This is a genomic window from Terrabacter sp. P5_B1 (assembly GCF_056400505.1).
Window position 1 is genome coordinate 18,155 of record NZ_JBFULD010000002.1, and the last position, 12,368, is coordinate 30,522.

General features: G+C 65.2%; 9 protein-coding genes. 8 read left to right on the top strand and 1 reads right to left on the bottom strand.

Annotated elements, in window-relative coordinates:
• Positions 1-145 precede the first annotated feature (145 nt).
• The 8 genes from AC1DP0_RS00325 to AC1DP0_RS00360 all read left to right on the top strand — a co-directional run bounded on the left by AC1DP0_RS00325 (position 146) and on the right by AC1DP0_RS00360 (position 9,526).
• Positions 146-2,050 carry a SaeA-related protein gene (locus AC1DP0_RS00325; protein WP_478081691.1) on the top strand — a complete coding sequence of 635 codons (1,905 nt, stop codon included), beginning with the start codon at positions 146-148 and terminating at the stop codon, positions 2,048-2,050.
• Between the two features lies 1 nt (position 2,051).
• Positions 2,052-3,497, top strand: coding sequence for a GAP1-N2 domain-containing protein (locus AC1DP0_RS00330; RefSeq protein WP_478081693.1), 1,446 nt, complete (start codon positions 2,052-2,054; stop codon positions 3,495-3,497).
• The gene (locus tag AC1DP0_RS00335) at positions 3,481-4,578 is read left to right on the top strand and encodes a hypothetical protein (RefSeq protein WP_478081695.1); all 1,098 of its coding nucleotides are present in this window, start codon (positions 3,481-3,483) and stop codon (positions 4,576-4,578) included. The genes AC1DP0_RS00330 and AC1DP0_RS00335 overlap by 17 nt, the downstream gene beginning before the upstream one ends.
• A gap of 95 nt (positions 4,579-4,673) precedes the next feature.
• On the top strand, positions 4,674-5,720 hold the full coding sequence (locus AC1DP0_RS00340) for a hypothetical protein (protein WP_478081697.1): 1,047 nt from the start codon (positions 4,674-4,676) through the stop codon (positions 5,718-5,720).
• Positions 5,717-6,265, top strand: coding sequence for a TerD family protein (locus tag AC1DP0_RS00345; RefSeq protein ID WP_478081699.1), 549 nt, complete (start codon positions 5,717-5,719; stop codon positions 6,263-6,265). Before AC1DP0_RS00340 ends, AC1DP0_RS00345 begins: the two co-directional genes overlap by 4 nt.
• A gap of 171 nt (positions 6,266-6,436) precedes the next feature.
• A complete protein-coding gene (locus AC1DP0_RS00350; protein ID WP_478081701.1) occupies positions 6,437-7,696 on the top strand; it encodes a hypothetical protein in 1,260 nt (419 codons plus the stop codon).
• Between the two features lie 94 nt (positions 7,697-7,790).
• The gene (locus tag AC1DP0_RS00355) at positions 7,791-8,366 is read left to right on the top strand and encodes a hypothetical protein (protein ID WP_478081703.1); all 576 of its coding nucleotides are present in this window, start codon (positions 7,791-7,793) and stop codon (positions 8,364-8,366) included.
• A gap of 503 nt (positions 8,367-8,869) precedes the next feature.
• Complete coding sequence (locus AC1DP0_RS00360) at positions 8,870-9,526, top strand: hypothetical protein (protein WP_478081705.1); 657 nt, start codon at positions 8,870-8,872, stop codon at positions 9,524-9,526.
• A 388-nt stretch (positions 9,527-9,914) separates the two neighbouring features.
• On the opposite strand, the gene AC1DP0_RS00365 is transcribed toward AC1DP0_RS00360, so the two are convergent.
• Complete coding sequence (locus AC1DP0_RS00365) at positions 9,915-11,174, bottom strand: IS256 family transposase (protein WP_478081707.1); 1,260 nt, start codon at positions 11,172-11,174, stop codon at positions 9,915-9,917.
• Positions 11,175-12,368: the final 1,194 nt, after the last annotated feature.

Here is a 12,368-nt window from a genome sequence, read left to right on the forward strand (position 1 = left end):
ACGAGCCCTTGGCCGATGCTTCTCCGAGCTTGCCGCTGTGCTTGACCGCGAGGAAGACTCCCAGCCTTCCCCATCCGAGCGAGCGCCGGCGCAGGCACCGCCCGCTACGCGCTCGACTCGCGCTCCACAACCGGCCGCGGCTCTCATGTCCTGGATCGAGTCGCTGCGTGCGAACGGCGACGATGTGCCGATCGATGAGAAGCTCACCCTAAGACTCACTGGCATCCGCACCGAGGACGAACTGTACCGAATCACAGTCGAGAGCGCCGATCGGCGTCGATGGCGTGAATTCCTCCGACACAACGGCGCAGCGCTGGCCTCTGTGTTGGGGTTAGAGCCAAGCGACTCACCGGGGGCGCYGGCTCCAGCAGCACAGACACAGCGGCGAACCGGCGCGACGTCACCCGACGGGTTCACCGGTGGAAACCAGCCGACAAACCAAATGGCTCCGAACCAGATCACTTTTCCCACCTCCGAAACCGACGGCATTGCCCTCGCGTGGAAGAGCCCCGCTGACGACGCCGAGGTCCTTATCTACCGTGTCGTGGCTCGCCTAGACACCTTCGCGTGGGATCTTGACCTCAGCGACAAGAGCCGCATGGTTGCCACCACCTTCGACACCACCGCCGTCGACCCTCAACCCTTCACCGGCGCAAAGCGCTACTACTCGGTCTTCATGAATACCGGCCCAACAGAGGCAGCCGCCCGGGCTAGCCAACCCGTCCTCTGGGCCGAGGGCGTCGCCATTCAGCCCGTACACGACGCTCAAATTGGAACAACGGGACGTCGCGTATCCGGCCGCTGGACCGTTTCCGCGCAAATCGACCGGGTAGAAGTCCTACGAGTCCCGGTCCAAGACCCGCCTCTTCAAGCCGACGTCTACGACACCGAGTACGTCATCAGCGGCACCCAGCACGGCCAGAACCTCGACGGTTTCACCGACGAGGACGTGCCCTCCGGCCGCTGGGAATACCGGATCTACGCCTGCGCCAGCGCCAACGGCACCATGCAACGTTCGCCGCTCGTGCGCTCCTTCCAGACGATCGCGACCGAACTGCCCGTAGCGAAGGACCTCACGGTCGACGTAGCCGACGAAGACCGCTTCCTCATCTCGTGGCTGCCGCTCACCGACCCAGGGCTGACGGTGCGTATCCACAAGCGCCTAGAGCAGCCACCCGCCGGGGTAAGCGACCGCACCCTGGACGCCGCGGGACTGGAAAGAATCGGTTTTAGCGGCACCGCCATCACAGACCCGGAACGTCTCGTCAACGGTCGTGCCCAAGTTGAATCTCCCTGGCTCCCAGGTGAGGACCGCGTCTACTTCACCGCCGTGACAGCCGCGAAGGGACTCGACCAGTACCGCGTCGGTCAGACAGTCGTGCGCAACCGAGTAGGGGAAGTCCGACACCTTGAGCTAGTCGAGCGCGTCGACGAGCAGTTCCTCACCTTCGCATGGCCCGACGGCGCCGGCGTCGTCAAGGTCTTCCGAAGCAGCCCAGACCTTGCCAGCGATTCAACCGACCTCTCCAAGCTTGTCGAACTGGCCGAACTGACTCCGACTACCCACGCGCAATTCGGAGGCGTCCACCTCAATCTGCTGCCATCCGATGGCGCAGTACTGCACGTCGTCGGGCTCTCATACAACGAAAGTAGGCCGACGCAGGGGCCGCCGGCGAGAGTGCGCTACCACGGCCTTGTCCGTATTCACTATGCGTTCGAGTCCGTGACAAAGCCGGTTCGACAAGGCTGGTTCCGGAAAGTTGACCAAGTGACCGGCAAAAAGCTCGTCGCAACCGCACGAGACAACATCACCGGTTCGCTTCCCTTGGTGCTCGTGCACAACCAAGAGCGACTGCCGCTGCACCAAGATGACGGCCAACGAGTGCCATACGCCCAAACGACTCTTCAACCGGAGGCCCCCCAGGTGCGCATTGAGCTGCCGACCGAGGCGCTGCCTGGTTACCTCCGCCTGTTCCTCGATCTACCCGAACAGGAACAGGAGAAGTACGCCGTTATAGACCCTCCCCTCACCCAGTTGTGGCACGGCTGAGATGACCTGGTTCCAACTCACCTACGCCTCCGCAGAGACCGGCCGTGGCCGTTCCGGCGGATGGGACGTGCAACAAGTGACGCGAGGAACGCCCGCCATGCTCGAGGCACAGATGCGGGCCGGTGTCAGCACGCGACTCGAAACACTCGAGCGGCTAGACGAGTTCCCCACGACCCCGGAGCTCGCCTCGCGAACCAGGCGACTGTCTTTTCGATACGACGATGACGGGGGCAGCGTCTGGTGGCATGCCGTAGAAGCAGGCAAAGACGCCACGGGACGCCCCGGAAATGTCTTCACCCATGCCGTCGCGATGGCCGGCCTGCCGGAGAGGCTCCGTCCGATCGACCTCTGGCGCTCACCCTCGTGGCTGACGCCGTTCGGGCAGACCGAAGTTGCCGCTGCGACACTGCCCGACTCCATGGCCGATGGCCTGCTCCACCGTGACGCCGCCATCGAGCGAGCCTTCGCCCTCCAGGTGGAAACTGAAGCACTGCTGTCGGCAGTGGCCGCATGCCTCGACAGAGGCTGGGCTCTCGTTTTGGCCTCCGGGTCTCAAGACGAGTTCGCGACGTGGCTCTCGGTCGTCTCCCACCTGACGGCCGCTCGTGTGGCCGCCGGCACCTTGGCGTTCAGCACATTCGAACGCGCCTCAAAGCTCCCTCAGGCCTTGGAACACGCCAGAGTCGTCGGCATCCCGGCAGCCGACCTACGCCGAGCGCAAGACTTACTCGCGAGCCCATCGGCGCAGCGGATGCTGATCCTCGACCTCGACAACCTGCCGAGCACCGCGCCGGACGGCGAATGGGAATACGCAGGCCAGCGCTGGCCCTCAGGCAGCCTGTGGCAAGAGTCCTTCTTCGAACTGACCGATCCCGGGCGCCACACGACCGAGACTGTCCAAGCCGTCATTGCCCACATGGACGAACTCGCCGCCGATGGGGACAACTACAGCGACCCTGGGGCGCCCCTCGCCGCCGCACTGGTCGCCAACTGCCCCGACGACAGCTCACGGCGTCGACTGCTCCACCAGTGGGGCGAGCGGTTGGGCCTCGGGGTCCAGGCCCTGGCGAAACTACTGGGCCTCGGGTCCCAATCAGTACCGAACTTCACGGCGAAGTCGCCGGAAGAGCCGAAGCTGGCACAGACCAGATCGCACAACTCTCCAATTATCGGCCCAGATGCAGACCCAAAACCGGCACTGCCAAGGAGCCCAGTCGACGACGTCGACCTAGACGTCCACCTGAGCCTTAGCCTGCCGCCACCCGCCGAGGCAACGACCGACCACTATCGCCTGGCCCGCTGCCTGCTCAAGTGCGCGAGCGTCCTAACGGAACCCGAGATGAGCAGCGTCAGTCTCTGGCTCCAGGAGTATCACCGCCGCAATGCCATCGGGCGTCGAGGCACCCCCGCCTTGCACCAAGGAGTCCACCATGGCCCAGATGCGTGAACTGGCCGCGGGCCAGTCAACGAGCCTCCCCGAGGTGGTCCTGCGTGCCCACCTCACCGGCACGACGGACGACGCGTCGCTGACGGCCCGCAACGCGGACGGAGACGACGTGACGTTCCGTAAGGTCGACTCCAGAACAGTGCTTGTGGGCCCCGCCTCCGGCAGTGTTCGCCTAGTCGCGACGCCCTGCTCCGGAGGCAAGTTTGCGCCCAGAACCCGCATCGGAGTCGATCTGCGCATCGAGAGTTCCGCGATCGAAGCCCAGCAGGTGATCACCCAGTCCGCCGACGTAGGGGCCCTTCGCCAGTATGAACTCGCGCGACTCGAGCTCACCCCTGGCGCCGGCTGGACCATGGTCGCCTCAAACGCGCGTCCAGCTCAACGCGTCGACGACACGCAAGGCCTCCAGCCAGAGACCGATAGGAATTCCTGGTCTGTGGACGAACGTCAGTATCCCTGGGTGGCCCCGGGTCGCTACGCGTTTCGTGAATCGCGCAATGGAGCCCCCACTACTGCAGCGACTGCCGCCTCCTGGGCCCTGGTCCTCGATGCGTCGCTTTCCATGCGCGCCATCTACAGCGGAGAACAGCTCGCCGCCCTCGTAGAACTGGTGGCCGGCATCCTCACTGAATGGACCGGGCGGATGCCGACCGTCGCCATCACGCCGGGCTTGACACACCCACTCCCAGTCGAAGGCGCCACCCACGAGCCGGTCGCGCTCGTCCACACCGTCCTCACGCAACCTCAGGCGCCCTCGTGGAACATCGTCACGCCGGCCGTCTCCGACGCCGTGCACCGAGGCGCCCGCATCGTCGCGATCGTGACCGATGGTGCCCCCGCGGATACCCGGGATCTCGCCGCGTATGCCGCACTGAGAACTGACATCCACGTCATTGTCGTCGCGGCCGGGCGCTCGGCGTACTCCCTGCCCAGCCGTCGCGTACCGGGGATCGAGGAGCTCGGAGCGCTGGCCGACCTAGGATCCGCACCGAACCTGACCGTCATCGCAGTCGACCCGTCAGCAGCCGACGATGAGCACACGAGCGTCGAACTGGCGCAGGCGCTGACGGAGGTGCCGTGATGGCAAGGCTGAAGTGCCCAACCTGCTTCCGGCAAATCCCTGACACCGTCTTGTTCCTGTCGTGCGTGGGACCCTGTCTCACGGAGAGCCCCACCGTGGCCAACGTCAACCGCGGGTGGGACGCCTACGTTCGCCGGTCCTTCTCCGTGGATGACGGCGAACGCGCCGGCGTGTGCGACAAGTGCCGGACGCCCACCACACAGGAGGCGTGCCCATCTTGTCGAGGACCAATCCCTGCGCTCTGGCGTGATGCCGAGCCCGTCGTCACGTGCATCGCAATGGCTGGCGCCCGCACGACCGGAAAAAGCCTGTACCTCGGCGTGCTTAAGGGGCAGCTCGAACTGTGGGTGACTACGCAGCACCACTCGACGCTTACCGCAATCGGGGATACGGAGCGAGTCTACGAGGAGCGGTACCTCGGTCCGCTCTACCGAGAGCGACGGCTGCTCGAGCCGACAGCGACCATTCAGGACGACGAGACGGCGCAAATGCCCCTGATCTTCACCTACCGGGAAATCGGTGGCCGCACACGTGCTGTGGTCCTGCGTGACGTCGCCGGCGAGGACCTTCAGAAGCTCGCCCAGCGCCGCGACAAGCTCCCGTTTCTCGGTCGGGCCGACGGCGTGATCGCCTTGCTCGATCCCTACAAGGTCGACCGGATCCGCAACGTCCTTATGGGATATGCCGACCCCGGTGGAGAACTCGGCGGAGACGGGATCAAGGTGATAGAGCAGCTGCTTTCGCTGCTCACCGGCGACCGGCACACCGCCCAGACCCAAGTTCCCTTCGCTGTCACCCTGTCCAAATTCGATGTCCTCCAGAAGCTACGGAACGTAGAGGGGAGTGCGCTGCGCAAGGTGATGGTGAGGTCCGGTTCACCCCTGCGGCGCGACCCCTCCATGGGGTCCCCAGGCGTGAACCGAGTGGACCTCGAGCTGCTCGATGCCGAAATGCGCTCCCTGCTTTGGACCCTGGACATGACGACTCTGTCGAACACGCTTCGGGAGCGGGCTGCGCGACATCAGTACTTTGCGGTCTCAGCGCTCGGCGCGCCGCCGGAGGGAAACGCGGTGCCCGCCGCCGGCATAGCCCCCTTCCGGGTGCTGGACCCGCTCAAATGGATCCTCGAGGAAACCGCATGACTGAACTGGTACGTGGCGGCCGCGTCGTCGTCGGAGACGGCGCACCGACTGCCCTTGTCATGGAAGCGACCTGGAGCCCCGGCTCGATTCAGGTAGAGGTGGCGGTCTTCATCTGTACCTCAGAAGGGACCGTCGTCGCGGATGAGGACCTCCTCAGCCAAATGAGCTCGAACACGGTCTCGCCCGACCGCTCCGTCTTCTTGGTGCAGGACTACACCGGCGGCATCAACCACCGGGCACAAGTCCTGGTCGACATCACCACGCTACCCGCAGCTGCCGAAGGGATAGACGTCGTCTTAGTTACACCCGAAGACGGCCAGACGCTTCAACCTGTCCGAGAGGTCAACATGAACCTGTGGGACCCCGCCGATGGACAGAGCCTCGCTTCGTTCACGCTGGCCCAAGGCGTCTTGTGCAGTTGCCTAGTGCTCGGGCGACTGTACAAGCACAACGGACAGTGGAAATTCTTGGCGGTAGCGGAGGCCTACCCCAAGGACTTCCCGTCTCAGGTGCAGGAATACGGGATCACCGTGAAGACGCCCTAGCCTGCGCCCGTCGAAGTACCCGGACCGTTACCTCGTTGGCATGATCACGCACTGACCACGTCGCACATACCGACGCGCAAACGCATGAAGCGTGCCAAGGCGTTGATCGTTTCGCCATGCCAGCGCTTTGAGTAACTTAGTGTGTTCCCGTCCGTCTCGAGAGGAGCGCGCGTGAATGAAGCACGGGCCGCAAGTGCAACCCGCATCGGTGAGCTGGGGGTAGACCCGCGGTTCAGGGGGCGCGAAAGCGATTTCAGCTCTCTAGCGCATGCCCTTAGTGACGACTCAGACACTTCTTGGACAGGTATCGACCTGATCTCGGCCTTCCCGCCGGAAGCAACGATCTCGATTCATCATCGACAGGTGCTCGAGCGAGTGCTTGGCGTTCTCGCCGGCGTGTCGGTCTTCCTCCCTGTCGCATGGACATGGTTCAGTCTTCACAGCGCGACACAGGCATACGACGGCCTCCTCGCGTCCGGGCAGGAGAAGGGACGCACGTTTCTCGCGATGTGGACCCAGGGCTTCGACGGCCGTCTCGAGGGCGCGCATCGCTTTGTACCGATGGCCTTGGTGTCCTTCACGCTGGTGCTGTTCGCTGTCGCCTGCATCGTCTTGCACCGGCTCGCCGCCGAGGTCAACGTCCATAGGGAGGACAGGGCGTCCAGTCGAGCCCACCGCGAACTTGTCACCGCTCTACTCACCGCTCAACGATTGCTCAACGAGCGTCGTTCTGATGACCCACGCTTCCTCGAGGCAGCAGTCGAGCGCTCGGTCAAGGAACTCAACAAGGCACACCTCGCCACGCGGAAGGGCATCGAAGCTCTCCAGGCCTCCACCAAAACAGGCATCGACAAGATCAACGAGGCCAACGGTCAACTGACCGCCGCCATGGCCCCACTGCTAGCCTCGGCAACCACCGCCGGGACGAAGCTGGCTGCATCCGCGGCGTCCGCGGCGGATGCCGAACACCGCCTCACGTCTTCGGTCGCGGACGTCAAGACGACCTTGGCCGCCGCTCTTGAGCAGTTCCACACCGCGGTGACCGGAAGCACCTCGGAACTTGCAAGGCAAACGGCGACCGGGCTCGCCGGCCTCACCGAGAAGGTCGGGCAGGTCGCTGCTGCTCAAGACGAACTCGCCCGTCAAATCACCACCGCAGCGGAAGCGAACCGTGTGTCCGTCCTCGAGGCGGCCGAGATCGGCCGAGGGGCCACTGCCGAGCTTTCCGATAAGAGTTCCGCCTCCGTCTCCCGCCTAGCCGACATCAGTGAAACGTCGATGAGGGACCTCACCAACGTAATCAGGGAGTTGCAGTCCGTGCTCCAAAGGCATGAGAGCTCTATGCAGGGGCAGACCACCGAACTGAGCCGAGCCGCCGACCTCTCGAGCCAGATCCTCGCAGAGCTCTCTGAAACGGTGAGGCCGCTGTGACGCCGGGCGAAATTTGGCATGCCGACGGCGCGGCCGGTAACACATGACCCCTCGCGAACATCGCAGCGACGGCCGCCGCGGCCGCCTCCGCGCCATGGAGTCAGTCGCCGGCTGGGTCTTCGCCGACCTGCTGCTGGTTCTTTTCATCGTGGGCCTGGGCACCGCGATCCCGCAGAAGATGGACCCCCCAAAGCCGCCGCCACCCACGACCAAGCCGACGGTCAAACCGAAGCCGCAAATCATCGGCATGAAGACCACTGCAAGCCGGGTCGCGATCAGCCTGAACGCGGATGCCATCCTCGCCTCTGGAGCCCAAGCCGCGACCGCTCGCCGTGACACCTGTCTAGCGCTACGCCGCGCCACCGCCCGGCTCACGGCCACCAAGGCCGAAGCCGCGCTCGTTCTGATCTTCGGCGGTCACCCCGACCAGGCCACCCGGGGGCAGCAAGTCGCGGCTGCCGTCGGGCAGCAACTGAACTGCGCCTCTCCGGCGCTCTTTCCAAACAAGTCCTTCAGCCACGCCAACGTGCCAAGTCCCGCCGACGTAACCAATCGGCGCGAGTTCACAGGCGTCGTGCGGCCCTTTTGGAACGGGCAGCTGGCCTACGGGAAGGCTGAACTCGAGATCTACGTCTTCACGACTCAAGTGCAGGGCGGCGCTAAGAAGTGACCGTCTCTCTGCTGGTCGCTCTCGGATCCGTGCTTCTCGCGGCTGCGGTTGCGCTTGTACTTGTGCTCCGTCGGCGCAACCCAGGTCGGTCACCAAAGTCCGAGCCGAGCCAGCACAGATCCTCCGACATCGACCGAACCAGCCAGGCTAGCCAGGGACCGCACCTGTCTCTGGCGGACCCCGCGGAGGACACCGCGGCTACTGCAGAACCGGATAAGAGCGAACGCGGACAGGCGCTCAGCCCGCCGAGATCCGGTATCTCGTTCCACGCTCTGAGACACGCGTCCGCCGGCGCGGAACGTCCACGCATGGACCCACGAGAGCTTCGAGCCGCTGACCAGCAAACGCGGGTTGCGCGCGCAACGGAGCAGCCGTGGCGACAGACCAGTCGCGCCTCCGTGCGCGTGTCCTCATACGGCGACGACGTCTTGGTATTGGAGCGGCCCATTCTGCAAGGATCAAAGGAAAGTGCGTTCGCGCGCTTGGTCTCCCGCGGAAGCGACGTGATTTTGCGTCTGGGCCCAGCGGTCGACCGGATTGATGTTGCATGGCCGAAAGAGGCCCTCCTCGCATATGACGGTGGGGTTCGTGGCTATTTCATGCCCCCGCTGGAGCAGTACTATGTCGTTGATTTCCCGGGACATGGTCAAGCCGTACGCACTCTCGGTGCAGCAAACGGAATTGTCGACGTGGAGCACAAGCGACTGGATGATGCCGATCTCCTCCAGCTGGTCGAGACCGTGGCAGTGTGGCTGCGCGCGATGCACGCTGCGGGAGTCGTGTTCGGTGACCTCGGCCTTCGGTCCATCGCGTACGACACGGCACCTTTGCGGATACGAGTGCTTGACTACGACACTGCCCGCGTCGCAGGGAGAGCCGCGCTGCTGGGCTCCGATCGGGGGGGCGACCACGACCCGTTCGCGCTCGCGGGGCAGAGCTCCTACGACAGTGACCGTTTCCTCTTCGCCGAACTGGCCTTCAGGCTCCTTGTGACGAGAACCAACCACGGGAAAATCGACTCCCACGCCGTGCCGAACCATCTGCTGGGCTTGGACGAGTCGCGCACATCGAGGTTGAAGGCCCTTTGGGAGCGTGCAGCCGGGCCGCGCGGCACACGCCCGACGATGGACGAGTGGGCCGACGCGTTGGCCGCCTACTGACAGGCCCGATGACCTCTCGCCCTGCATGCTTGCGTATCGGCCTGCGTCCCGTACCGGTCCTTGTCCACACTCAGGCAACTTCTCGGTGGAGCTATGGCTGCGACTGCACCTTGCCTTGAACGGGCGTGCTCGCCACGACGTGTCCCCGGCGGCGGTGGTACCAACGCCGTGGTCGACGACCTCGTAAGGGGTGCCGACCAGGCACGCGCCCGCAGATTCAACTCGTGAACGCGCGCGCGTCCAGAGGCCCATTCAGGTTTTGGCCGCGACAACGATGGACAAAGGGTGCGGATGGCCACCGCGGCGTAGACACCTTACATAGAAGCGCTACCGCCGGGGTCAAGTCCGGATGCGTGGTGTACGACGGTGATCCGTTGAGGTTGTTCTTTTAGGTGCTGATGGCGCCGGCGATCAGGTCGGTGGCCACCTCCTCGGTGGGGGTGTCGGACTCGCGGTCAGTCAGGACGGCGCGGGCGCTCTTGAGGGCCTCCAGGCCGAGGTAGCGGCGTTGCTCGGCCCACTCGTCGTGCTGCTCGGCCAGGACCGCTCCGACGAGCCGGATCACGGCGTCGCGGTTGGGGAAGATCCCGACGACGTCGGTGCGGCGGCGGATCTCCCGGTTGAGGCGCTCGTTCGGGTTGTTGGACCAGATCTGGCGCCAGATCTCCTTCGGGAAGACGGTGAACGCGAGGATGTCCGCGCGAGCGAGCTCGAGGTGTTCGGCGACGGTCGGGAGCTTCTCGTACAGGCCCTCCAGGACCCGATCGAACTGGCCGTTCACGCTGTCGGCATCGGGCTGGTCGTACACGCTGTGCAGCAGCGCCCGCACCCAGCCCCACTGCGACTTCGGGGTGACGGACATGAGGTTCGCCGCGTAGTGGGTGCGGCAGCGCTGCCACGAGGCCGCGGGCAGGGTCGCCCCGATCGCCTCGACCAGGCCGGCGTGCGCGTCGGAGGTCACCAGCGCGACATCGGACAGGCCACGAGCCGTCAGGTCCCGGAAGAAGCTAAGCCATCCCGAGGCGGATTCGGTTGTCGCGGTGTGGATCCCGAGGACTTCCCGGTAGCCGTCGGCGTTGACGCCGGTGGCGACCATCACCGCGACCTTCACCACCCGGCCGGCCTCGCGGACCTTCATCGTGAGCGCATCGGCGGCCACGAACGTGTACGGCCCCTCGGACAGCGGACGGGTCCGGAATGCGGCGACCTGCTCGTCGAGGTCCCGGGCCATCACCGACACCTGGGACTTGGACAGGCCGGTGATCCCGAGCGTCCGTACGAGCTTGTCCATCCGTCGGGTGGACACGCCAAGTAAGTAGCAGGTCGCGACGACCGTCGTCAGGGCCGCCTCCGCGCGGCGGTGCCGCTCGAGGAGCCAGTCGGGGAAGAAGGAGCCYTCCCGCAGCTTCGGGATGGCCACCTCGAGGGTCCCGGCCCTGGTGTCGAGGTCACGGCGGCGGTAGCCGTTGCGGGAGTTGACSCGMTCCGCCGAGCGGACGCCGTACTCGGCGCCGCACACGCTGTCGGCCTGCGCGCTCAGCAGTGCGTTGATGAAGGTGCCGAGGAGCTCCCGCATCAGGTCGGGACTGGCTTGGGCCAGCTGCTCGTGAAGGAAGACGGCAGGGTCGATACTGGTGTTCGCGGTCATCGCGATGCTCCATTCGAGGGTGCTGTGAGAGGTTCACTCGAAGGATCACGCGGTGACCGCACCTGCATCCAGCAGGGACACGCTCACCGGTGTCGTCGTACACCAACGCTATGGACTCAACTACCGCCGGAGCGGCCAGCTACGGCTTTGACCAGTAGCGAGCAGTTGCGGTGTGCCCACCATCTCGCAACCTGCCACGGGCAACAGCGTTCGATGGACACAGTGCCACCGCAGGAACCGACGCAAAGGGCACGTGGAGGCGGGGGAGGACCGACCACCTCGTGGTCCAGGACGCCCTTCAGTGCAAACAGGGATGGCGGGATGCGCTGGAGGGGAGTGCCCGTGGGAGGTCAATCCGAGCTGTTGTCCTGGGTCCTTGCCAACGCTTGCCTGCACGCATCCGACCCGCACAAGCGCCAACAGATTCACATCGCTGCGGGCCGAGAGCCGGAGCATCCCCGCCGGGACAAGCGCAGGTCGGGCGCTGGGAGCGGGCCGGTGGCTCGGTTCTTATGCACGCCCTCTTCCGCCGATACGAGGACCTGCTCGAGTACCCACAGGGTTTCCTGCAGTGCACGGCGGACCTTCTCAACCGGCAGCGCGTCCTCGTCCGTTCCGAGCCCGTCGTGCCAAGAGACCGAGACGACACCCCGGACGTCGACCCGGCCCAACAACTTCTCGAGCGGGCACTCAGCACCCAACCCATGACGGGCCTGGACTGGTACACCCTGTCAGGATCGCTAGGCCGCAACTCCAACGCGATCCTTGTGGCACGCGACTGGCAAGCGCTGCTCGACCGCTGCACCCAAGAGATGGCCGTGAGCCTCAACCTCGAGTTCGCCCTCCGCGACGAAGCAGCCGATTCAGGTTCTGGCCGGACCTCGAGTTCGGCGTGCGTTCAGCAAGATCGACGTGGCGCTTGGTCCCGCGTCGTCACGTGACGGCCCAATGAGTTAGAGATGTCACGGCGTCTCCTGCTGGACTCGCGGCATAATCGAACGTCTGGAGTGCCGGCCGCGGTTTCAGGGCGGCTCCGCTGCATTGGGAAGCCGCTTGCCCGTGATGGGGCGGTTAAGTGTGAGCGCCGATACGTTGGGGTTGTTCTTGGCGCCTTGGTGCTATGTCGCGTCAGCTCGCTGCCGCCAAGGTGACCGCGAGTCCGTCGGGGTCTCCGAGGATGTGGGTCTGCTGCAC